The organism is Manganibacter manganicus (genome assembly GCF_002075885.1).
GTDB lineage: Bacteria > Pseudomonadota > Alphaproteobacteria > Rhizobiales > Rhizobiaceae > Mesorhizobium > Mesorhizobium manganicum.
Genome location: NZ_MDET01000045.1, coordinates 168,862 through 191,953, shown reverse-complemented (window position 1 = coordinate 191,953; position 23,092 = coordinate 168,862). Strand labels below are relative to the sequence as shown.

Annotated in this window: 21 protein-coding genes and 1 riboswitch; of the genes, 9 read left to right on the top strand and 12 right to left on the bottom strand. The window is 62.4% G+C overall.

Annotated elements, in window-relative coordinates:
* Positions 1-15 precede the first annotated feature (15 nt).
* On the bottom strand, positions 16-1,278 hold the full coding sequence (locus BFN67_RS20050) for an aromatic ring-hydroxylating oxygenase subunit alpha (RefSeq protein WP_080921252.1): 1,263 nt from the start codon (positions 1,276-1,278) through the stop codon (positions 16-18).
* 112 nt (positions 1,279-1,390) lie between these two features.
* A riboswitch (cobalamin riboswitch) is annotated at positions 1,391-1,596 on the bottom strand.
* Between the two features lie 471 nt (positions 1,597-2,067).
* Here BFN67_RS20050 and BFN67_RS20045 point away from each other — a divergent pair.
* Complete coding sequence (locus tag BFN67_RS20045; protein WP_080921283.1) at positions 2,068-2,376, top strand: hypothetical protein; 309 nt, start codon at positions 2,068-2,070, stop codon at positions 2,374-2,376.
* Positions 2,377-2,421: 45 nt separating this feature from the next.
* On the opposite strand, the gene BFN67_RS20040 is transcribed toward BFN67_RS20045, so the two are convergent.
* The 6 genes from BFN67_RS20040 to BFN67_RS20015 form a co-directional block, all read right to left on the bottom strand.
* Positions 2,422-3,549, bottom strand: coding sequence for an ABC transporter ATP-binding protein (locus BFN67_RS20040; protein ID WP_080921251.1), 1,128 nt, complete (start codon positions 3,547-3,549; stop codon positions 2,422-2,424).
* 43 nt (positions 3,550-3,592) lie between these two features.
* Positions 3,593-4,384 carry an ABC transporter permease gene (locus BFN67_RS20035; protein WP_080921250.1) on the bottom strand — a complete coding sequence of 264 codons (792 nt, stop codon included), beginning with the start codon at positions 4,382-4,384 and terminating at the stop codon, positions 3,593-3,595.
* Positions 4,385-4,393: 9 nt separating this feature from the next.
* Positions 4,394-5,248, bottom strand: coding sequence for an ABC transporter permease (locus BFN67_RS20030; RefSeq protein ID WP_245295353.1), 855 nt, complete (start codon positions 5,246-5,248; stop codon positions 4,394-4,396).
* 180 nt (positions 5,249-5,428) lie between these two features.
* Positions 5,429-6,457 carry an ABC transporter substrate-binding protein gene (locus BFN67_RS20025; RefSeq protein WP_245295352.1) on the bottom strand — a complete coding sequence of 343 codons (1,029 nt, stop codon included), beginning with the start codon at positions 6,455-6,457 and terminating at the stop codon, positions 5,429-5,431.
* Positions 6,458-6,638: 181 nt separating this feature from the next.
* Positions 6,639-7,253: an SRPBCC family protein gene (locus tag BFN67_RS20020; RefSeq protein WP_158083546.1), complete on the bottom strand. Its 615-nt coding sequence runs from the start codon at positions 7,251-7,253 to the stop codon at positions 6,639-6,641.
* Between the two features lie 81 nt (positions 7,254-7,334).
* Positions 7,335-8,606 (bottom strand): ArgE/DapE family deacylase, encoded by a 1,272-nt coding sequence (locus BFN67_RS20015; protein WP_080921246.1) that lies wholly within the window; start codon positions 8,604-8,606, stop codon positions 7,335-7,337.
* Positions 8,607-8,868: 262 nt separating this feature from the next.
* Here BFN67_RS20015 and BFN67_RS20010 point away from each other — a divergent pair, with 262 nt between their 5' ends.
* From BFN67_RS20010 to BFN67_RS20000, 3 genes are read left to right on the top strand one after another with little or no spacing between them, the layout of a single operon-like run.
* A complete protein-coding gene (locus BFN67_RS20010; RefSeq protein ID WP_158083545.1) occupies positions 8,869-9,738 on the top strand; it encodes an FAD binding domain-containing protein in 870 nt (289 codons plus the stop codon).
* A complete protein-coding gene (locus tag BFN67_RS20005; RefSeq protein ID WP_080921244.1) occupies positions 9,735-10,232 on the top strand; it encodes a (2Fe-2S)-binding protein in 498 nt (165 codons plus the stop codon). Before BFN67_RS20010 ends, BFN67_RS20005 begins: the two co-directional genes overlap by 4 nt.
* A complete protein-coding gene (locus BFN67_RS20000; protein ID WP_080921243.1) occupies positions 10,229-12,571 on the top strand; it encodes a xanthine dehydrogenase family protein molybdopterin-binding subunit in 2,343 nt (780 codons plus the stop codon). The genes BFN67_RS20005 and BFN67_RS20000 overlap by 4 nt, the downstream gene beginning before the upstream one ends.
* Positions 12,572-12,645: 74 nt before the next feature.
* On the opposite strand, the gene BFN67_RS19995 is transcribed toward BFN67_RS20000, so the two are convergent.
* The 5 genes from BFN67_RS19995 to BFN67_RS19975 all read right to left on the bottom strand — a co-directional run bounded on the left by BFN67_RS19995 (position 12,646) and on the right by BFN67_RS19975 (position 17,606).
* Positions 12,646-13,839, bottom strand: a complete 1,194-nt coding sequence (locus BFN67_RS19995; RefSeq protein ID WP_080921242.1) for a diaminopropionate ammonia-lyase — start codon at positions 13,837-13,839, stop codon at positions 12,646-12,648.
* 153 nt (positions 13,840-13,992) lie between these two features.
* Positions 13,993-14,679: a GntR family transcriptional regulator gene (locus tag BFN67_RS19990; protein WP_204842241.1), complete on the bottom strand. Its 687-nt coding sequence runs from the start codon at positions 14,677-14,679 to the stop codon at positions 13,993-13,995.
* A gap of 99 nt (positions 14,680-14,778) precedes the next feature.
* On the bottom strand, positions 14,779-15,111 hold the full coding sequence (locus tag BFN67_RS19985; RefSeq protein WP_080921241.1) for a cupin domain-containing protein: 333 nt from the start codon (positions 15,109-15,111) through the stop codon (positions 14,779-14,781).
* A 25-nt stretch (positions 15,112-15,136) separates the two neighbouring features.
* Positions 15,137-16,777 carry a thiamine pyrophosphate-binding protein gene (locus BFN67_RS19980; protein WP_139789271.1) on the bottom strand — a complete coding sequence of 547 codons (1,641 nt, stop codon included), beginning with the start codon at positions 16,775-16,777 and terminating at the stop codon, positions 15,137-15,139.
* Positions 16,778-16,817: 40 nt separating this feature from the next.
* Positions 16,818-17,606 (bottom strand): SDR family oxidoreductase, encoded by a 789-nt coding sequence (locus BFN67_RS19975; protein WP_080921239.1) that lies wholly within the window; start codon positions 17,604-17,606, stop codon positions 16,818-16,820.
* A 158-nt stretch (positions 17,607-17,764) separates the two neighbouring features.
* Between BFN67_RS19975 and BFN67_RS19970 the strand changes: the two genes are divergently transcribed.
* From BFN67_RS19970 to BFN67_RS19950, 5 genes are read left to right on the top strand one after another with little or no spacing between them, the layout of a single operon-like run.
* Complete coding sequence (locus BFN67_RS19970) at positions 17,765-19,228, top strand: aldehyde dehydrogenase family protein (RefSeq protein WP_080921238.1); 1,464 nt, start codon at positions 17,765-17,767, stop codon at positions 19,226-19,228.
* 21 nt (positions 19,229-19,249) lie between these two features.
* Positions 19,250-20,566 (top strand): alpha-hydroxy acid oxidase, encoded by a 1,317-nt coding sequence (locus BFN67_RS19965; protein ID WP_080921237.1) that lies wholly within the window; start codon positions 19,250-19,252, stop codon positions 20,564-20,566.
* Positions 20,567-20,587: 21 nt separating this feature from the next.
* Complete coding sequence (locus BFN67_RS19960; RefSeq protein WP_080921236.1) at positions 20,588-21,862, top strand: flavin-containing monooxygenase; 1,275 nt, start codon at positions 20,588-20,590, stop codon at positions 21,860-21,862.
* Between the two features lie 42 nt (positions 21,863-21,904).
* A complete protein-coding gene (locus tag BFN67_RS19955) occupies positions 21,905-22,321 on the top strand; it encodes a RidA family protein (protein ID WP_080921235.1) in 417 nt (138 codons plus the stop codon).
* Between the two features lie 5 nt (positions 22,322-22,326).
* A complete protein-coding gene (locus BFN67_RS19950) occupies positions 22,327-23,001 on the top strand; it encodes a DUF1028 domain-containing protein (protein WP_080921234.1) in 675 nt (224 codons plus the stop codon).
* Positions 23,002-23,092 lie beyond the last annotated feature (91 nt).

Sequence of the window (23,092 nt, the reverse complement as noted above, 5' to 3'; positions counted from 1 at the left end):
TTCACGGCCCCCTCCTCATGCCACGCTGCGCAGCGCCGGCTTGTCGTCCTCGACAAGGCGCGGCGCCATGAACCCGGCATACCAGTCGACGAACTGGATCACGCCGCCTTCGTGAAGCTCCGAATAGGGACCGGGCTCGTAGGCGGGCGACTTGATGCCGAACGCGTTCTCCTCGACGATGCGGCGATCCTCGTCGTTGGTCATGGCCCACACATGGGTGAGTTCCTCCACGGTATAATCGACACCCTCGACCGCATCCTTGTGGACCAGCCATTTGGTCGTCACCGCCGTCTCGGTCGCACTGATGGGGATTACCCGGAAGGTGGTCGCGTGGTCGATCAGGATATGGTTCCAGGTCGCCGGATAATGATAGAGCATGAGCGTGCCGATGCGATCGGCCGAAACGGCATCCGACAGGTTCTTCCGCACCGCCGGCTTGCCCGTCATCGTGTAGCTGGCGGCATCGCGCAGGAGCGGTGCGCGCGTCGCGCGATACTGCCCGGCGTCGTCGATGCGGAAGCGCGACGGCAAACCGGCCGCCTCGCAATGGGCCCAATGCGCCAGCATCTCCGGGTCGCTGTCCACGCTCGGCGTGCCGGTGATGGTCGGTGCTTCGGGAAAAGTCTTGCAAAGTTCGGGGTGGTTGGCCGCACAGTGATAGCACTCGCGATTGTTTTCCCACACCAGCTTCCAGTTGCCCTTCTCGATGATGGTTGTCTCATGCGCGACCTTGGCGTCAGCCAGATTATGCGGCGCGAAATAGGGCTCCATCAGAGTGCGGAAGGGTGCGAAATCGGCGGGTTCATCCGCCAGGCAAATGAAGATGTAGCCGGCGACGCTCTCGCAAGCGACCGGTTTCATGCCGAAGTCTTCCTTGCAGAAGCCGTCCGCCATCTGGCGCGCGAAGAGCAGCGAGCCGTCGAGGTCATAGGTCCACTGATGATAGGGGCAGACCAGCTTGGCGGATGTGCCCTTGTGCGCCGTGCACACCCGGCTGCCGCGGTGGCGACATGTGTTGTGCAAAGCGCGGATGATACCGTCGCGGCCGCGCACCACCACCACCGGATAATCTCCCACCTGCAAGGTGAAGTAGCTTCCGGGCTTGGCGATCTCGCAGTCATGGCCGACAAACAGCCAGTCGCGATACCAGATCAGTTCCAGGTCCAACTGATAGAAATCCGGATCGATATAGAAAGGTTGCTCAAGCGAAAAGCCGCCGCGCCGCTCGCGGATCAGCCTGAGCATCTCGTTGCGTGTGTCACCGGTACGTATAGCCATGTCCGTCCTCGCATGTGCCAAGGACTGAACTGGTGGTGATTTCAGGGGTAGATGGCCGCAGGCGAATGTCGCCAGCAGTGCTCTGCCTCTTGACCGCCCACCGCGATCAGTCAGGTTAAAACCGTTCGAGGCTGGTTTCCGGACTCCGGAGCTGGCCATTTCAGGCCGTCCCGACACCTTCCCGGATTGATCGATCCGGTGGCATTTGTCGGGGTTCAGCTCCGCTACCGTTGCGGGGGCAGCGCCGGCATCAAACCGGCTTCCCAATTATCCCGCTGAAGAAATTCCCCAGCGAGCACCTTGAACGAGCGGATCAGAACACAGAAAGGCGGCCGGCAAAGTCATGAAAGCGACACAGGCCGGGTGCGAAGGCGACGCCTCATCGAAAGTGGCCGAGGACATCCCCAACCGGCCAACCGGGCCCAACCGAGCGCGCGCCCAGAAAGAACGCGATGATTTCCGAATCCGATCTCTCGGAGGCTTTGCGGCGGGAAGGCATCGACGATGAAAATCAGCGTTGTGAAGCTTTCAAGGTAGGCCTGCCCAATAACCGTCAAGGACATCTGAACTTTTTCCACAACGCCGCGTTCCTGCACTGCTGCGGGTCGTGTCAACCGGGCATGAACGGTACGGTGAACAGGAGGGTTTTCCCGGTTTCTCCTCCTGGCCAACGAATTGGCAGGCGAGCACCTTATCCCGTCCGGCCCGCAGCGTCCTTATGCATCCCCGGGATGCAAAGTTGCGAGGGCAGGCAGACAACCCGGAGCCTGCGTGAAGGAGCAAGCCAGGATGAATGTCGCCAACCTTCAGCTTGAGGGCCTGTTGATGGCCTTGGCCGCAATCAACAACACCCTTATCCGCAAAGGGCTCGTCTCGGCGGACGATATCGACCTCGCGCTCCGCCAGGTGGAGGCGTCGTTGACCGGCGACGAGCGAATGCACGAAGAACTGTCGCCCGCCAACAGGGACGCGGTCTGTTTTCCGATCCGGCTCCTGCTGGCAGCTAACAATACCCAGGGCGAGGCTGAATTCCCTTCATTTTCTGAACTGGCGAGGATGGTCGGGCAGACCAAAGAGCCCTACAACGACCAGATGTAGCGCCCGCTGGTTAGGGCCAGGACCCAGAACTCACCGGAGAGAGGTCTATTTGGTCTCCGGTACCGCCTTGAGGACGACGGCGTTGTCGAGCGAAACATGGACGTCGATCGCCGAGCCGGCCGGCTTCTGGTCGATGATCTGGCCGCCGCCGACACGCATGTCGAGCAGGCCGAGCCCGGCCGCCTCGATGCGAGTCACCGTATGCGTTCCCTGGTAGATGTGCGAAACCACCTTGGCGTTGACCACATTGCCGGCCCTCCCGCTTGCATCGGCGATGGCGATGCTTTCAGGCCGCACGAAAATGCTGACGTCGGCGTCGTCTTCCGGCAGCGCGGCGCCGTCATTGCCGGCATCGAGGGCCAGCCCGTCCTGAAACGCGAACGCAACCGCCTTGCCGCTGCGCTTGAGGCGCGCCACGGGAAGCTGGTTGATCTCGCCGATAAAGGAAGCCACGAAACTGTTGACCGGGCGGCTATACAGTTCGAGCGGCTTCGAGATCTGCTGGATTTCGCCCTTGCTCATCACTACGATGCGGTCGGACATGCTGAGCGCCTCGCCCTGGTCGTGGGTGACGAAAACGGTGGTCAGCCCGGTCTTGCGGTGCAGATCCTTGAGTTCGAACTGCATCTGGGTACGCAAATTCTTGTCCAGCGCCGACAGCGGTTCGTCCAGCAAAAGCACGCTCGGCCCAAACACGATGGCCCGCGCCAGCGCCACGCGCTGCTGCTGGCCGCCCGACAATTGCTTGACCCGCCGTCCGCCCATGCCTGAAAGCTTGACCATGTCGAGCGCGGCTTCCACGTCGTGCGCGATCTTCTGCTTTTCCACCTTGCGCATGCGCAGGCCGAAGGCGACGTTGTCGAACACGTTCATATGCGGGAACAGCGCATAGTTCTGGAACACCATGCCGGTGTCACGCAGGTGCGGCGGCACGTTGGTGACGTCGCGCCCGTCGATGCTGACGGTTCCGGCGGTCGGCGCCTCGAAGCCGGCGATCATGTTGAGCAGTGTCGTCTTCCCGCAGCCGCTGGGGCCGAGCAGGGTAAGGAATTCGCCCCGCCTGATCGGCAGCGAAACCTGCTTGACGGCGACCACCGCGCCATAATTCTTGGCGACATTGGCGATGTCGACGGCAACGTCGCCATTGTGTCCGGCTGCCGGTTGAGTGTTCATTTTTTCTCCCTGAGCGTCATGCGCTGAAGATGATTGGCCTGGACTAGTGCGATTCGATGGCGAGGACGCGCTTCAGGCCCAACGTTCGGTCGACGATGAACATCCCCAGCGTCGTGGTGATGATGAGCAAGGCCGAAATCGCCGCGATCGTCGGATCGGTATATTCGCGAACATATGTGTACATGGCCACCGGCAACGTCTGCGTGGCATAGCTGGTGACGTAGAGCGAGGCGGTGAACTCGGTGAAGGAAAGGATCGCGGCGATGATCCAGCCGCCGACGATGCCTGGCGTCAAAAGCGGCAGCGTGATGCGCAGCAGGACGTTTATCGGCGAAGCGCCGAGATTGGCTGCCGAGCGCTCCAGCGACCGGTCGACATTGACCAGGCTGACATAGACGCTGCGGGTGACGAATGGCAGCACCAGGACGACATGCGTCACGATCACGATCGTGTAGCCGTTATTGATGCCGAGGCCGGCGCCGACGAGCAGGAAGCCGAAGCCGGTGGTGAAGCGCGGAATGATCAGCGGGGCCGCCAGCAGGAATTCCAGCAGGCGCCTTCCCCTGAAGGCATAGCGATGCGTCACATAGGCCGCCGCCACCCCTATTACGGAGGCGATGGTCGAGGCGAAGAACGTCACGATAAGGCCGCTGTAGAAAGAGGTCCTGAAATCGTCGTAGCTGAAGGCGCGCGCATACCAATGGAGCGAAAAGCCCTTCGGCGGAAACGCCAGTGTTTCGGTCGGATTGACCGAACTCATGATGACGACGACCGCCGGGATCGTCAGGAATATGAGGATGGCGACTACCAGCGTCCAGAACAGGAACTTGCCCATGGCTATTGCCTATTGCTGCGCGACGCGGCGCTCGAGCCGCGTGACGAATGGTTGAACGAGGGCCAGGCTTCCGACAGCGGCGATGAAGGCAACTGCGCTAAGCACGGCCGCGACCGGGAAGTTGAACGAGGACAGTCCCTGCAAATAGACGAGATTGGAGATCATCAGGACCTTGCCGCCACCGATCAACTGAGGCGTCGCGAAGGCGCTCATGGTCCAGGCGAAGATGACGACCGTGCTGGCGACGATGCCCGGCATGGTCAAAGGCACGGTAACTCGCCAGAAGACGACCAGAGGCGCCGCGCCGAGATTGGCCGCCGCCTTCTCGTAATCGCGGTTGACATGGCTGATGGCGGTGGCGAGCAGGATGATCATGACCGGCATCGAGAAATGGACGAGCGCGACGATGACGCCGAACTTCGTGTACATGAATTGCACCGGCGCGCTGACGATACCGAGCGCCATCAGGATCGAATTTACGAAACCGTCGCTGCCGAGGACCAGCATCCATGCGTAGGTGCGCACGATTTCGCCGGTGAACAGCGGCGTTATCGACAGGATGACCAGCAGGGCGCGCAGCCACTCCGCCTCGGTGCGCACCAGAGCGTAGGCGACGGGATAGCTGAGCAGGAGACAGAAGATCGCGGTCAACAGGCTGATGAGCAGCGTGTCGAGGATCACCAGGAAATAGAGCGGCCGGCCGATATTGTAGAAATTTTCGAGCGTGAAGCCGCCGGTATCGAGGGATCCGGGGATGAATTCACGAAAGCTGTACTGGAAAACGGCGGCCAGCGACATGACGACGGCGAGTGCCACCAGCATGCAGGGCACTATAAAGAACCACCATATCCGACGATCATTCACCGCAGGCTCCACTCCAATTCCGTGAAAAGTCTTCGTTCCGCCGCTTTCCTGGCCGGGAAGCGGTTAGAGCGCCGGCGCTTTTGATGCGCAAAACGCTCTAACACCCGGCATATTCTGCATCGTACCGATCGAAATCGATCCTTCTGTCCGGTTCGATACAGCAGTCGCAGAACGGGACGGTTAGCGCGTCATGTTCTCGGTGAACCAGGACTTCCATTCGGGGAGCAGCTTGGCGCGTGTTTCATCGTCCACGAGTATTTGCTTTTCCAACTGCTCGTCGGAGGTGAAGATACCGGGAAGCTTGGCCATCTCGTCGCTGACATGCGCTTTGGCGTTCATCGGCGAGCACTTGTAGAGCTCGCAGAGCTTTTCCTGAACCTTGGGATCGAGCGCCGTGTTGACGAATTGATACGCCGCGTCGGCCATCTTCGTGCCGGCGCTGATGCCGACCGCATCGATGCCGACGACCCCGCCTTCCTCAGGAATGACAAGCTTGATCGGGATGCCTTGGCTCATCTGATGATAGGCGTTGATCGACAGCAGGACCTGCACCGGGGTCTCGCCGGTCTTCATCAGTTCCTGCGAGGTCGCATCGGACTGGTAGAGCGCCTTGATGTTCGGCTTCAGCTTCTCGAGAAGCGGGATGCCCTTCTTCCAATCCTTGGCATCGGCGCCGGACAGCTTGGCGGCGGCGATGATGATATGGCTGGGATCGAAATCGGGCAGGCCGAGTTTGTCCTTGACCTGATCGCCCCACAGATCCTTCCAACTGGTGATCTTGAAATCGTCGGGCATCAGATCCGTGCGGTATGCAGGCGCATAGACGTAGGAATACAAGCCGATAGCGTAGGGGCTGCGCAACGCGATCGGGTAGGCTTCCTTCAGATTTGGAATCTTGGATACGTCCAGCTTCTCGAAAAGATCGCTGGCAGAGTAGAGATACGCCACATGGCTGGTGGTAAGCGTGACATCGGCCTGAGGAGCGCCTGCCGAGAGCTTGGCCTTGGTCAGACGGTCCATTGTGCCGCCGGTCACGAACTTGACTTCGACGCCGGTTCGCTTGGTAAATTCGGTTGCGATCGCCTCCTGGGCGCCGTCCCGCCAGTTTCCGCCCCAAATGCTGACGACCAGTTCCTCCTGCGCGGGGGCGATACCTGTCCCCGCCAACAATATGGCGGCGGCTAGCAGACCTTTCATACGAATTGCCATTATTTCCTCCCTATTTGATTTCCGGCCCCGGAACTTGCCCTACCTCCAGCAACTCCGATGGTAACAGACCTTAGCTTTTGTCACCTTTGTATTCAAGTCAAGATATTATGCATACTAAGTTCGATTGATTGCATACCCATACGGCTTTGAAGAACGCGCTCCAATATGCCCTCCCGAAAGCTCAGGCTCGGCCCAACAGAACCTGCATCTTTCGCCGGAGGATCGACACGATCAATCCCAGAGCGTTGAGTTCGTTCGATCGGCGCGGAGCAGGTTTCACTGCGGTGCCTGCAGGGTCCATTCGGCGCTCATCTTTTGCAGACTCCACCGCCCGTTCTCGCTCCGCATTTAACTGCGCTTCCAGATTTGTCGCGAAATCGCGACAAATCTGGTCGGCGACGGCATCGACGATGCCGCCTCGGGCGAATTGCGCCAGGGAGCCAGCGAGGGTGTAGTCCACGACCACCCCCACCTGGGTAGCGGCGCCGTTTGCGGTTTCCTTGAGCGAATAGACAATGTCGCCCTTGGCCCGCGAACCGTGTCTCTTGTCTATTCCGCTGCCGGTGATCTTGCCGGAATAGCTCGCCTCGTCAGCGTCGATATCGACGGTGCCGGTGAAATCGGCCCGCACGGGGCCAAGCTTGACCGTCATGCGCCCGCCGGCATGCTTTGCCGATACAGGATCGGCAAGAGATGCGCCGGGCAGGCAGTCCGCCACCTGCGGCAGATCCTGGAACCTGGCCCAAACGATGGCTCTCGGATGGTTGACGGTGAAGGTCTGCTTGATCTGGGGCACGCATTGCTCCTGAGCTTCGTCCAGGGCGGCAGATGCGCGAGCACAAATGCCGTCCGCCCGTCGTCGTTTGTGCAGCCCTCGCTACTCGGCCGGCTCGCACCAGTCATGAATGCAAAGCGCCATCACCTTGATGGCGGTGAGATAATCCTCGATCGAGACATATTCGTCGTTGGCGTGCATCACCGCCGTCGAGCCGGGGCCGAAGATGACGGTCGGCGTCGCCGCGTACTGGTTGAGGAAGCGGGTGTCGGCGGCACCTTGCCGGCCGCTGATCACCGGATCGCGGCCGGTCAATTCCTTGTAGGTGTTCGACAGCGTGGTGACGATGGGATGATCCGTGGGAATTTCGGAGGCCTGCGCATCATAGCCGACGAAGCGAACGACCGGCGGGTGGTCCTTCATCCACGGGTCGGCTGCGGCGACCTCGGCGATCTTGTCCACCAGGCTCTGCTTGACGCCTTCGTGATCCTCGCCCGGCACGGTGCCGATACTGCCCTTGAGCACCGCGCTTGCGGGAAAGGCGCTCGGATAGTTGCCGGCCTGGAAGCTGCCGATGATGCAGGGCAGTGAATCGATTGCACTCGGATAAAGCGGATGCCTGACCGTGGCGACCCGATGGTCTTCGAGTTCCTGAACGGCGTTGACGATCTTGTTGCCAAGTTCGATGGCGCTGATGCCGAGATAGCGCTGCTGGATGCCGGCCGGCTTGCCTTCGACGTCGATCTGGAACCAGATGCGGCCGATACAGGCGGGCTGCACATGAAGATCGCTGGTTTCGCCGGAGATGCCGGCATCGGCCTTGTAGCCGCGCATGACGGTATCGAGCGTCCCATGGCCGCTTACTTCTTCGTCGATGACGACGTTAATGTGGACGTCGCCCTTCAATTCGACGCCGGCCTCCTTGAGGAACTGCACGGCGAGAATATGGGCGGCGACACCGCTTTTCATGTCGCATGAACCGCGGCCGTAGATGCGGCCGTCCTTGATCGCGGCGGACCATGGATCGTCGCTCCAACCTTCGCCGCTGCCGACCGGGATCACGTCGGTATGGCCGTTGAGCAGCAGCGAGCGGCCGCCGCCCTTGCCCTTGCGCGTGCCGACAATGTTCGGCCGCCCCTCATAGCCGCGCTCGACAGGGCGATAGCCGGGATGCTTCTTGAGTTCTTCCCAATCAGTCTCCCACATGTCGACATCGAGGCCGATGCCCTTCATGTAGTCGGCTACGAAAGCCTGGATGGCAGCTTCGTCGCCCGTGACGCTCGGGATCGAGACCATCTTGCGCAGGAGTTCGATCGCCTTGTCCTTGTTTCTGTCGATCGTATCAAGGACGGCTTGCCGGCTTGCGCTGCTCATTCGCCAAACTCCATGCTGTCATGCACCGGCCGTGTCTTCCGGAGACCGCAAAAAGGGTCTCGGGCGAAGCCTGAATGTCATGTGAGCATACGCACCACCGGCAATCTTGTCTACAATCTTTTTGGTATTGCATACAAGTTTGGGTTGGCTTAGGCTTCGAAGCGATAAGCCACCGGCTTTAATGCAGTTTCGAAACGTCCATTGCGGTAGGCTGCGTTGCGGGCGACGACCGCTTGTTCCCTTACCTGTCCAGAGGAATGTAATGAGGCCCGCTTCTTTCGAGTATCACAAGGCTGTCGATATTGAGGACGCCGTGCGTCTGCTTGCCGAATTCGGGGAAGAGGGGAGGCCCATCGCAGGCGGGCAGAGTCTCGTGCCGATGATGAATCTGCGTCTGGCGCGTCCCGGTCATCTGGTCGATATCAATGCGCTGCCGATGACCGATATCGAGTTCGACGACAGAACCATGCGCATCGGTGCGCTCGTGCGGCACGAAGAGTATGGGCGCGACCCGAGGATCGGGAAGCACTTTCCAGCCCTTCTCGATGCGGTCCACTGGATCGGACATCCGACGATCCGGCGTCACGGCTCGATCGGCGGCAGCCTTTCGCATGCGGATCCGACGGCCGAACTGCCGGCAGCGGCCATCCTCTACGATGCCTCCATGGTCGTGCGCTCGCTTGGCGGTGAACGCCGTATCGCCGCCGTGGATTTCTTCGAAAGCGCCTACGTCACCACACTTGAGCCCGGCGAATTGCTGGTTGCGGTGGAGTTTCCGATACCACCCCGGTCTTCGGCAGGCAGCTTCATGGAGATTGGCGAGCGGGTCGGCGACTTTGCCATCGCGTCGGTCGGCGCTCATCTGGAATTCGAGCAAGCGACGATTACCAGGGCGGCGCTGGTCTGCTGTGGTGCCGATCTGGTTGCGATCCGCGCCCCGGAAATAGAGGCTTTCCTTGTCGGGAAAACGCTTGATGCGCCGCAAGCCGTAGAGGTGGGCAGGCGGTTCGCCGCTATGGTCGATCCTTCCGGTGATCACATAGCCAGCGCCGACTACAAGCGGGCCTTGATCGGCGAACTGACGCGGCGCGCGGTCGAAGCGGCCTGCGCAAGGGCAATAGAAAGCAAATGACCGACATCACGCTTGAGGTAAACGGAACAGAAAAGTCGCTGGCGGTCGAGCCGCGCCGCCTGCTGGCGGACGTACTGCGCCATGAATTCGGCCTCTCCGGTGTTCATATCGGCTGCGCCCATGGTGCCTGCGGCTGCTGCACGGTGCATATCGACGGCGTGCCCAAGCTGTCGTGCCTGACATTTGCGGTGCAGTGTGAGGGCAAGGCGATAGCCACTGTGGAAAGCGTCGGCGGTCCGAACGCCGAGCATGCATTGCAGCAAGCCTTCAAGAGCGAGCACGGCCTGCAATGCGGCTATTGCACACCGGGCTTCGTCATGGCGCTCATCCCCTTCGTGGAAGCGATGACGTCGCAAAGGCGCATGCCCGAAGACGACGAGATCAGGGAAGCCATGAGCGGCAATATCTGCCGCTGCACCGGCTATCACGGCATCGTCGCGGCGGTGCGCAAGGCGATCGGCGACCAGATCGCCGGGGGGAGTAACCGATCATGACACGGGCTGAAAATCCGAGGCACATTGGCGCGCGGGTGCTTCGTTTCGAGGATGTGCGGCTGCTCTCCGGCGCGGCGCGCTACCTTGACGACATCACCCGACCGAACATGTTGCATATGTCGATGGTGCGGGCCCAGGTGGCGCATGCGACCATCCTCGGCATCGACAGTTCGGCGCTGGCCGATGCCGGTTTCCCGACGCAGGTCTTCACCGCGGATGATCTCGGCAGTCTGTCGATCAAAGCGCATCAGGACTATCCGCAGATGCAATATTCCGAGCAGCCCATCCTTGCCTCGGGCAAGATGCGCTTTGTCGGCGAGCCGGTGGCGGCGGTACTGGCCGACGACCCGTACAAGGCCGAGGACGCCTCCGAGCTGGTATTTGTCGACTACGATCCGCTGCCGGTCGTCGGCACCATGGACCAGGCGCGCGACGCCTCCCTGCCGACCCTGTTCGACGGCTGGAAAAGCAACGTCATCGTCGAGCGCGAAATGAAGGGCGGCGACCTTGACAAGGCGCGCGCCGAGGCGGCGCACATCATTCGCCGCACCTACAGCACCCAGCGTCAAGCCGGCGTGCCGATGGAAGGGCGTGGCGTCGTTGCCGAATACAATCCCGCCGACCGGGTTCTGACCGTTTGGTCATCCACGCAGTTTCCGCATATCGTGCGAACCTGTCTTTCGGAAGTCCTCAACTGGCCGGAATCGCGGCTGCGCGTCATCGCGCCGGACGTCGGCGGCGGCTTCGGTGTCAAGGGCCAGGTTTATCCGGAAGAAATCCTCGTTCCGTGGCTGGCGGTGAAAACCGGCCGGCCGGTGAAGTGGGTCGAGGACCGGCGTGAACATCTGATGGCCAGCATCCACGCCCGCGACCACCGCCATGTGCTTGAGGCCTATGTGTCGGCGGAAGGCCGGCTGCTTGGCCTCAAGGCCGATGTCACCGTCGATAACGGCGCCTATTCGACCTACCCGTTCACCTCGGCCGGCGAGCCCGGCATGGTCGGCAAGGTGTTGCCCGGCCCTTACGATTTCCAGGCCTACCACGCCGTCTACCGGGCGGTGGCCACCAACAAATGCTCGATCGGCACCTATCGCGGTGTTGCCCGGCCGTCCGCGGTCTTTTCCCAGGAACGGCTGATGGACGATATTGCCGAGGAACTGGGCCTCGATCCGATCGAATTCCGGCTGAAGAACATCATTCGTGAATTCCCCTACAAGAATGTGCTCGGCTTCAGCTACGACAAGGGCTCCTATGCCGAGTCGCTGGAGAAGATGCGCGAGTTACTGGCTGCGGATCGCACCGAAGCGGAGGCTTCCAAGGTGTCGACCACCAGGCGCGTCGGCGTCGGTATCGCCTGCTTCATCGAGCAGACGGCGCACGGAACGCCCGACTTCATCCGCCGCCGTGTTCCCATCGAGACAGGCTATATCGCGGCGCGCGTCGAAATGGAGCCGGACGGGCAGGCGATTGTCGACCTCGGCATGCAGAACCATGGCCAGGGCCTCGAAACGACGATGGCGCAGGTGGCCGCCGACGCGCTCGGCATCGATCCGAAAGACGTGTTCGTGCGCCACGGCGACACGCTGATGACGCCCTATTCGGTCGGCACATGGGGCAGCCGCGGAGCAGCACTCGGCGGCGGCGCGGTTCACACCGCCGCCACCCAACTGGCCGACAAGCTGCGCGCGATCGCCGCGCACCTGTTGCAAGCCAAGGCGGAGGACATCGTGCTTGGCGGCGGCAAGGCCAGCCTCAAGGCCGACGCAGGACGCTTCGTCGAAATCCGCAAGCTGGCACGCATCGCCCTGCGCAACGCCGACCAGATGCCGGAAGGCATGACGCCCGGTCTCGAGGCTTCCTTCAGCCAGGACGGACCGGCGGATGGCACCTATTCCAACGCCGTGCATGCAGCGGTCGTCGAAATCGACGTGCCGACCGGCAAGATGAAACTGCGCCGCTTCGTCGTGGTCGAGGATTGCGGCGTGGTGCTCAACCCGATGATCGCCGATGGCCAGGTTCGTGGTGGCGTCGTGCAGGGCATCGGCTCGGCCATGCTGGAGCATTTTGTCTACGATGCCGAATGTCAGCCGCTGACGACGAGCTTCGCCGACTATCTGATGCCGCAGGCACCGGAAATCCCCAACATCGAGGTCCACCACATCGTGACCCCGACATCGCTGACGCCGCTAGGCGCCAAGGGCATGGGCGAAGGCGGCGCCATCGGCCCGGCCGCGGCCATCGCCAATGCGGTCGCCGACGCACTTGACGTACAGGTCACCTCGACTCCGCTGAACGGCAATGCGGTCTGGAGGCTTTCCGCGGCACTGCGCGGCGAATAACATCTGGGGTTACCCGATCCTTATGTCGGTGCGGCGGACGGGCAATGACGTTTTCCGCCGCCGCTAGAGCGGGCTCAGTGCCCGGCGGCGAAGGCGGCGGTGCCGTCCTTCAGCAGGCGCTCGTAAAGCTCCGGATCGGTGGCGCCCTCGGTGCCGATCAGAAGCACCCGCGACTTGGCGTTCAGCTCGAGCTTGTCGCGGATGGCGGTGTCGCCAACCGCCGCCAACAGGCCGGCAAGGCCCGCTGCACCGGATTCGCCGATCCGTAGCGCCGGATCGACGCCGACCGGCCTGGCGAAGCGCCGTAACGCCTCCACTGCCTGATCGTCATCGACATCGAGATAGAAATCCGCGCTCTTTTCCAGAATGTCCCACGCGATCAGCGAAGGCTCGTAGCATTCGAGCATCGCCATCACCGTGGCGTCGCCACCTTCCATCGCCAGGCGGCGGTTCGCCTGTGCGCTCAGTTGCAGGCAGTTCGCCCGCGACGGCTCGACCACGACGATGCGCGGCCGCCCGGCGCCGAACCGATCGAGGAAGTGGCCGGCAACGACCGCCGCCAACCCACCGACGCCGCCCTGCACGAAAACATGGCTGTAGGGCGCGGTGGATTGCCGGACGATCTCGTCCAGCATGATCGCATAGCCCTGCATGACCGCGCCGGGAATCTCCGTGTAACCCTCGGAAGAGAAGTCGGAGACGACCGTCCAGCCCTCGGCTTTGCCGGTGGCGCTGGCTTCCGCGACCGACTGGTCGTAATTGCCGTCGGTACGCCGGATTTCCGCGCCGAAGGCGGCAATGGCTGCTTCCCGGCCGGCCGAGACGCCGCTGTGCAGGAAGATCACGCAGCGGCAACCGAACATCTCGGCCCCCGCCGCGACGGATCGGCCGTGATTGCCGTCTGTGGCGCAGCACACCGTCATGCCGCGCGCCGTCGCCTTGACTTCGTCGCTGAGCAGTTCGGCCGGTTGCACGTCGCGGCCAAGCTGTTTTTGTGCATGTTCGAGCACAAGCCGCGCCACCGCGTAGGCACCGCCCAGCGCCTTGAAACTGAACAGGCCGTAGCGTTGGCCTTCGTCCTTGACGGCGATGCCGGCAAGGCCGAGCGCCCGCGCCAGATCCGGCAGTTCGACCAGCGGCGTCTCCTTGTAGATCGGGAACGCCGGCAGATAACGCCGCACCTCCTCGGGAGCGGCCTTGCCGACGATCGCCGCCTCGCTCTCGCTGAGCGCCTGTCCGTGGTTGGCGGAATTGTTCTCGACCAGCATTTTCTACTCCCTTTCCTCTGGCGCGGGCGCAAATGAGCGCCGCGATTTTTGCATTCGATCAGGCGCAGTGCGCCGTCGCCGGAAATCGTACGCAAAGACGATCTCCGCTACAGCAGTCCTGCGTCGGCAATGAGCAGGGCTAGGGTCCTGACCCTAGGCTTCGCCGTTTTGCGCCTGAAGCGCGAGCACTATGTCGGCCGCCGAGCCGGCCAGAAGATCGACATGCTCGCGCATCAACCTGTGTGCGCCTTCCTCGTCACCGGCCTCGATCGCCGCGACGATGCCGGCGTGTTCCTCGACCGATTTGTGCATCAGCCGCGGCCCCGTTATGTGCCTGCGGTAGACATTGACGCGGTTGCGCAGCTTGCGCGCCTCCGCATGCAGGAACTCGTTCTTCGAACCGAGGAAGATCGTCTCGTGAAACAGATTGTTGGCGGCGAAAAAACCCTCGTAGTCGCGCCCCTCGGCAAGGCCGGTGCATTCCTCGTGGCGACGGCGCATCTCGTCGATTTCGGCGATCGACATGCGCCGCGCACTAAGGCGCGCCGACAGCCCTTCGAATTCCGCCATCACCTGGAACATCTCGATCAGTTCGGTCGTCGTCAGGCGGCGCACCGCCGCACCCTGGTTCTTGCGGATTTCGACAAGGCCGCTGGATGCCAGGTGCCGCAAGGCCTCGCGCACTGGCGTACGTGATACCTCGAAGCGCCGGGCAAGCGATTGCTCGTCGAGCCGGTCGCCGGGCTTCAGCTTGCTGTCGAGTATATCGCCTTCGAGAATCCGGATCAGGCTGTCGGACGACAGCCGGGGCTCTTTTTCCTCTGCGACGGCTTCAATCACGACGACACTCCGATTCTCAAGAACGAAACCACAAAGACTTTAACCATACATATGCTTGCCGCCGATATGGTTGTTCGACCTTCGGGTAACGCTCCTTTTTTATTGTTTGACCGTGATGACGAGGTAGGTGCTCTCTTCATCGGCCTCATTGATCGTATAGTGCGGGTCATGCGGCTCGAAAAGCACCGCCTGTCCTGCTGACAGCTTAAAACGCTCCTTTCCCGTGTCGAAGGTCATCTCGCCGCTGATCATGTAAAAAACCTGGGACCAGTCGTCGTGATGATGCAGTTCGCCGCCACCGCCCTTCGGCGCCTTCGAAACCTGCACCGAGAAGTTGCTGCCGGAAAACGGAACGACATCGAGCACGGTCAGGCCACCGAAATGATTGGGAGGGGTGATTCCGGCAGTGTCGCCGTTTTTCCAGACTTTCATCGTGTTGTCCTCGTTGTCCGCATTTTCAGGAGATATAGGCCATGTAGGGGCTGATGACGCTGCGCACCGGCACCTGCACGATGGCCGGCTTGCCGGCGGCAATCGCCGCCTTGATGGCCTCGCCGATCGATTGCGGGTCGCGGCAAAAATAACCGTTGCCGCCGAGTCCTTCGGCGACTTTCGTCCAGTCGCGCCGCGGCAGGTCCATCTGGTAGGTTTCGCCAAAACTCTGGTGCTGCGGCAGCGAAATCGCCCCCCATTTCTGGTCGTCGAGCACGACGATGATGAAGGCCCGGCCATAGCGTTCGGCGGTATCCAGTTCCGAAACGTGGAAACCCACGCCACCGTCGCCGACGAACACGATCACCGGCGCTTGCGGATCGGCAAAGCTCGCGCCGGCGCCATAGGGCACCTCGGCGCCCAGCGATCCGGATTGACCGGCGCGCAGATAGCGTCCGGGCCTGGAGAATTTCAGGCGGGCATCGGCCCAGAAGTCGACATTGCCGTGCGACGACACGAAGATCGTCGTATCCGGGGCAGCGTCTGTGACCGCATCGACGGCGGCGATGGGATGGATGCCGGTATTATCTCCTTCACCGCGTTGGCTCTCCCATTCCGCCGCCCAGTCGGCAAGGATAGAGGAAACCCACGCCTCGTCCGGCTGCATTGCCGGCGCGTCGGCAAGCACGGCGAAGAAGCTGGACGGCGAAGCGGCGATCGCCAGATCCGCGCGGTGGTTGCGATGCAGGAGTTCGGTGTCGGAAGCGACCTGGATCACCCTGGTCCCGGCGCCGAGGCTGTCGCCGAATTCGAGATCGAATTCGAAATGATGGCCGACCAGCAGGATACAATCGGCTTCCGCCAGCGCACGCCGCAATGTCCCGTTGCAGGCCGCGTAGCCAGGACCGGCATACCTCTCCTGTGTTTCATCGACAATGCCGCGCGCCAGCCGGAGCGTCGAGAAAGGCAGGCCGTGCTTGTCCACAACTTCCTGGATACGGCCTGAGCGGTCCCAGAACGTCTCGTCGCCAAGCAGCAACAGGGGACGTCTGGCGGCCTTGCACGCCGCGCGTATGGCCTCGGCATCGGAGACGGAGACGCCCGGCCTGCTCGGCGCAGGCGGCGCGGAAAGCGTCGGCAAGCCGGAAGCGGCATCAACCGCACCGGACAGGATATCGGTCGGCACTTCGAGGAAAACCGGTCCCGGCCGACCGGCCCACATCTTGCGCCAGGCAATGTCCAGATACTCTGCCAGGCGGTTCGCGTCGATGCAGCGCGCCGCCCATTTGGTCACGCCCTTCATGACGGGCAGCACGTCATAGGACATGCCCGCACCCCTTTCGAAGCTGCGCGTGCCCGAATGCGCGCCGATGATGATCATCGGTGTCCCCGCCATCGTCGCCACCAGGGACGGCGTGACCGCGTTGGTGACGCCGGGTCCGAGCGTGACCACAGCGCAGCCAGCCTTGCCGGTGACGCGCGATGCCGATTCGGCCATGAAGCACGCCGCTGCCTCGTGACGCGCATGGATCAGCGGCAGGCCCTGCTTCGCGCAGGCGCGGTAGATCGAATTGATCGGCCCGCCGGAGACGGAAAACACGTTCTCCACCCCGGCCGCCTTGAGCCACGCGACGATCGAGCCACCACCATCCATCTGCATTGTCATGTCGATCTCCGCTGCAATCTTCCCGGCGCCGGCGAGGCGCTCAATAAGCACGCGACTTGCCGCCGTCGAGCGCGATGGCGGTGCCGGTGATAAAGCCGCCGCGCGACGAGGCCAGCGTCGCAACGATGGCCCCGAAATCGCCCGGATCGCCGAATTTGCGCGCCGGCACCTCGTCCAGCCACACCGCTTCGGCGTCGGCGCGCGAAAGGCCATCGCGCTCCATGCTGGCGACAATCAAATCTTCCATGCGGTCGGTGGCGAACGGACCGGGGCACAGGCAGTTCACCATGATGTTTTCATGCGCAAACTCGATCGACAGCGATTTGGCCAGGCCGACAACGGCCAGCCGCAGCGAATCCGAAAGAACCATGTTGGGCTGCACCATTTTCACGCCGACGGTCGTCACGAACATGATGCGCCCGCCACCCGCTGCCTGCATGTGCGGAAGCACGGCACGGGAAAGATCCACGAGCGGCAGCAGGATTTCATTGATCGCCGCTTGCCACGCTTCGCTCGAAACGCTGAGGAATGGTCCGGAAGCCGGGCCGCCCGTATTGCCGAGAAAGATGTCCAGGCTACCGAATTTATGCGCCACCGCATCGACGCCAGGGCGCAGCGTCTCGTGCCGGGCAAGGTCCATCTGAACGGCCATCGCATCCGACGCGCCCGCGGCGAGCAGTTCCCGTACCAGTTCGTCCAAGGCTCCGACATTGCGCCCGGCCACGGCCACCTTCGCGCCTTCGGCTGCCAGCGCAAGCGCCGAAGCCCGCCCGAGACCTCGCGACGCGGCGGTTACGAGAGCACATTTTCCCTTCAATCCGAGGTCCATGGACTCCCCCAATTACTGACCGTCCTGACGACGGACGCCTAACATTCTGCGGACATGCTGTCAAATCATGTCGACAAATATTGATTGATTGTATACACAATAGGAGTGTATTGCGCAATATCAGCCAGCGCGGGCCAGCATTGGCCAAGGGAGAATTTATGACCGCTCATCCTCGCTTCATTCCGCTCGTCTACGGCAACAAGGTTCTCAACGAGGGGTCCGATGGCGTCGGCCAGAGCGTCGATCCATCGACGGGCGCGGTCATAGCTGAATTCGCCCGTGCCGGAGCGGCCGAAGTCGAAGCCGCCGTTGCCGCAGCATGCCAAGCCTTCGACAACGGCCCCTGGCGACGCTTACGACCTTTTGAACGGGGCCGCGCCATGCAGCGGATCGCTGCCCTGCTGCTGGAACGACGGGATGAAATTGCCCGGCTGGAGAGCACGGACAGCGGCAAGCCGCTGCGCGACGCTTATTGGGAAGTCGATTGCTCCGCCCGTTTCTTCGAGTTCTACGGTGGCGCTGCCGACAAGATGCACGGCAATTCCATTCCGCTCGGCCCGGATTGGTCCGACTGGACGGTGAAGGAACCGATCGGCGTCAGCCTCCACATCATTCCGTGGAACTATCCTCTTCAGCTTATCGCGCGCGGCGTGGCCCCGGCACTTGCCGCCGGCTGCTCGGTCATCATCAAGCCGTCGGCGGAAACACCGGTGACGGCTTACGAATTCATGAAAATCTGCCAGGAAGCCGGCTTGCCCGACGGCCTCGTCAATCTCGTCAACGGGCGCGGCTCGTTGGTCGGTGATCTGCTGGCGCGCCACAAGGGCGTCGACCAGATCACCTTTACCGGGTCGGTGGAGACCGGTGAGCGCGTGCTGGTGGCAGCGGCCTCCCATGCCGTCCCCTGCAATATGGAACTCGGCGGCAAGTCGGCGCAGATCCTGTTCGCCGATGCCGACATGGACAAGGTTTTGCCGATCATCGCCGGCGGCTTCCTGACCCATTGCGGACAGGTCTGCAATGCCGGGACACGCCTTTTCGTCCAGCGCTCGGCGTATGACGAAGTCGTTTCACGGCTGCATTCTCACATCAGCGCCATGACGCTCGGCGCGGGTGTCGACGACCCCGACATGGGGCCGCTGATCAGCACCAGGCACATGCAGGACGTCGAGCGCTATTTCGACGTTGCGCGCCAGGACGGTGATCTTCTCATGGGAGCGGAGAAGCCGAACGCGCCGGCCCTGGCCGGGGGCGCGTTCGTCCGCCCGGCGCTCGTGGTCGGCGCCGGTAACGACACCCGCATTGCCCGCGAGGAAATTTTTGGGCCGGTGCTGACCGTCATTCCCTTCGACTCCGCGGAAGATGCCGTACGCATGGCAAACGACTCGCCCTTCGGCCTCGTTGCCGGCGTCCACACCAGCAATATCGCCGCCGCCCTTTCGGTTGGTGAAAAGCTGCGTGTCGGCCAGGTGTGGGTCAATTCCTTTGGCGTCGGCCTCGACGTGGAGTTCCCGTTCGGCGGCTACAAACTGTCTGGGTACGGTCGTGAGAAAGGGCTGGAAGCACTGGCTGCCTATCAGCAGATCAAGAACTTCTGCGTCCATCATCCAATGCCGTCCTGATCTTTGCCTGGGGAGGCTGGCATGGCGAGTTCGAAGCAAGCGCAAGCCGGAGGCGGGACGGGATGGGGCGCTGGTGCTTCCGCCAGCGCCGACGCAACTCGCCTTCGCCGGTATCCCGGCCTTCAGGCCCTCATGAAGCGTGCGAAACGGCGGACCCCGAGATTCGCCTTCGATTATCTCGAAGGCGGTGTCGGCGATGAAATCTGCATCGAACGCAACCGCCGGGCATTGGATGCCATCGAAATCATTCCCCGCTATGGTTTCGATACAAGCGCGCCGCATCTCACCGCGTCCCTGTTCGGGCGGAATTATGCGCTGCCTCTCGGGATTGCCCCGATGGGATTGTCGGGTTTGGTATGGCCGAACGCGGATGACGCCATGGCTGCAGCCGCGGAAAAGGCGGGGATCCCGTTCGTGCTGTCGATGGTTTCCAACACCGATATCGAAACGATCGCCCGCATCGCCCCGAGCGTCGTGTGGCTGCAGCTCTACGCGGTGCCCGAAGACGACTACCGCGTAACATTGGACATGGTCGATAGAGCGACACGCGCCGGCGTCCATGCTCTCGTTCTCACCCTGGATACGCCCATGCGGCAAAAACGCCTGCGTGATCTGCGCAACGGTTTGACCGTGCCGTTCCGACCGACCTGGAAGACAATCTACGATGTGGCGCGTGCACCGGTCTGGGCGTTTTCCACGCTTCGCCACCGGCAGCCCCGCTTCGCCAATTTCATTCCTTATGTGAAGGGAAGCCGCCGACCTGCTGACGTTGCCGGCTATGTCGACCGACATATATCCGGGGCGGTCACCTGGGATCTGATCGAGCGCATTCGCCAGAAGTGGCAAGGACCTCTTGTGCTCAAGGGAATCCAGCATCCGGACGATGCCGAACACGCGGTGAAGCTCGGCATCGACGGAATTATCGTATCGAACCACGGCGGACGGCAATTCGATGCGGCGCCGGCCGCGATCGACCTCGTGCAGACAATGAAGCGCCGCGTGGCGGGGCGTGCCGCGATCATGCTGGATGGCTCGATCCATTCGGGACTGGATATCCTGAAGGCACTCACATGCGGTGCCGATTTCACTTTTGCGGGACGGCCGTTCCTTGCCGCCACCGCCGCGCTGGGGCAGAGAGGGCCAGCTCATCTGGCCAGAATGTTCGAGGCTGAACTCAGAGGCGTCATGGGCCAGGTGGGGGTAACCAAAATCGGCGATTGTTCGGCCTTGAGCCGGCGCATGAACCGATCTGAAGACTTTTACCATCTGAATCCGGTCATTGGAAAAGGCGGGAGTTTAGTCGGCGACATGCCGGGTTCCGCAAACGGCGATCCGTAATCGCCAGAAAAGGTGCTGCAAATGCCGGTCGAAAAAGTGGACACGCTGGTTGTCGGTGCGGGTCAGGCGGGGGTGGCGATGAGCGAGCACCTGACCCGAAGCGGCGTGCCTCACCTCGTCCTTGAACGGAACCGCATTGCCGAACGCTGGCGCTCCGAACGATGGGACTCGCTGGTCGCCAACGGCCCCGCCTGGCACGACCGATTTCCTGGCATGGAATTTTCCGGCACAGGCCCCGACGGCTTCCCGCCGAAGGAGGAGGTCGCGGACTATTTCGTCGCCTATGCCAAAATGATCGCCGCCCCGATCCGCTGCGGCGTGGCGGTGGAAAAGGTGGAAAGGCATGTCGGCCGATCCGGCTTCCGTGTCGAAACGTCGGAAGGAGTGATCGAAGCCGATAGCGTGGTCGCCGCAACCGGGCCTTTCCAACGCCCGATCACGCCTTCCATCGTGCCCGAGAGCGCAGGGCTGTTGCAGATGCATTCCAATGCCTACCGCAATCCGAGCCAGCTACCGCAAGGCGCGGTGCTGGTGATTGGCGCGGGGTCATCCGGGGTGCAGATCGCGGATGAACTCTTGCGTTCGGGCAAGCGCGTATACCTGTCGGTCGGCCCGCACGATCGCCCTCCCCGCTCTTATCGAGGCCGTGATTTCTGCTGGTGGCTGGGGGTTCTGGGCAAATGGGACGCCGAGACGCCGGGGCCTGGCACCGAGCATGTCACCATTGCGGTAAGCGGCGCGCGTGGCGGCGAAACGATCGATTTCCGGCGTCTGGCCATGCAGGGAATGACGCTTGTCGGTCGCACGGAATCGTTCCGCAATGGTCTGATGACCTTCGCGTCCGATCTTGGCGATAATATCAGGCGCGGCGACGCCAATCTGATGTCACTGCTGGACGAAGCTGACGCTTATATCACCAGCAACGGCCTCGACCTTCCCGAAGAGCCCGATGCGCGCAAAATCGATGCGGACCCGCAATGCATGACCCATCCCATCCTCGAACTGGATGTAGCCGGGGCCGGGATCACCTCGATCATCTGGGCGACAGGCTATGATGTCGACTATAGCTGGCTAAAGATCGATGCCTTCGACGAGAAGGGCAGGCCAAGGCATCAGCGCGGCGTATCGGTCGAGCCCGGCATCTATTTCCTGGGCTTGCCATGGCAGGCCCGCAGAGGCTCCAGCTTCATCTGGGGCGTCTGGCACGACGCCATGCATGTGGCGGATCGTATTGCGACGCGGCGCAAATATATGGCCTATCATGCTTCCATGAAGCATCAGGCCGAGGAGCAATAGCCAATTTCTCGGAACAGCATGTCCGACCCAAGGGAGACCACAATGGCGCATACGAGAATTCGCCCGTTCAACACCAAAGATACCTATCCCGAACAAAGGCTCGACAATGATCTGTGTCAGGCCGTCGTCACGCGAGGCGGCAGGACCGTCTACCTGCGCGGCCAGTGCCCGCAGGACCTCGACACCGCCAAGGACATCGGCAGCCACGATCCGGTCGAGCAGACCCACAAGGTCATGCAGAACATCAGGCAACTCATCGAGGAAGCCGGCGGCAAGATGGAGCACCTCGTCAAGGTGGTGGTCTACATCACCGATGTCCGCCATCGCGAGGCGGTCTACCGCACCATGGGCGAATACATCAAAGGCGTGCATCCTGTTTCGACCGGCCTGGTCGTGTCGGCGCTGGCCCGGCCGGATTGGCTGGTCGAGATCGACGGCACCGCCGTTATTCCGGACTGAACGCCATGACCTTCTCCATCGTCGCGCGCTGCGCGAAAACGGGCATGTTCGGGGTTGCCGTTTCCTCCTCCTCGCCGGCCGTTGCGGCGCGCTGTGCCTATGCACAGGCCGGCGTCGGCGCCGTCGCCTGCCAGAACGTCACCGACCCGACACTGGGCACGCGCGGGCTGGAGCTGATGGCGCGCGGCGCGTCCGCCACCGAGGCCGTCGCCATCCTGAAACGCACCGGCGCCTATCCCGAATACCGGCAGGTGCTGGCCGTCGACGCGAACGGCGTCAGCGCCATCCATTCCGGCCCGAAGGCGCTCGGCACCTGGGCCGAGGCGCGGGCTCAAGATGTCGCCTGCGGCGGCAACCTGCTCGCCCATGACGGCGTGCCGCAAGCCATGGTTGACGCCTTCCTCGCTTCCGAAGGCCATCTCGGCGACCGCATCATAGCCACCATGCGGGCCGCGCTGACGGCCGGTGGCGAGGCCGGCCCGGTCCGTTCGGCCGGTATGAAGCTGGTGCGCGATGTCGTCTGGCCGGTAGCCGATTTGCGTTGCGACTGGACCGAAGCCTGCCCGATTGAGGAGCTGGCTGCGTTGTGGGAACTCTACAAGCCCCAGCTCGACGCTTATGTAACGCGCGCCATCAACCCCTCGGACGCCCCGAGCTATGGCGTGCCGGGTGACGAATAACGGGCCACGGGAGCAGCCACTGCCATCCCATCCGCTCATCGGGATCCATCCTGCACCTTGATGACGCATCGGAGCGATCCGAAAACCGGAT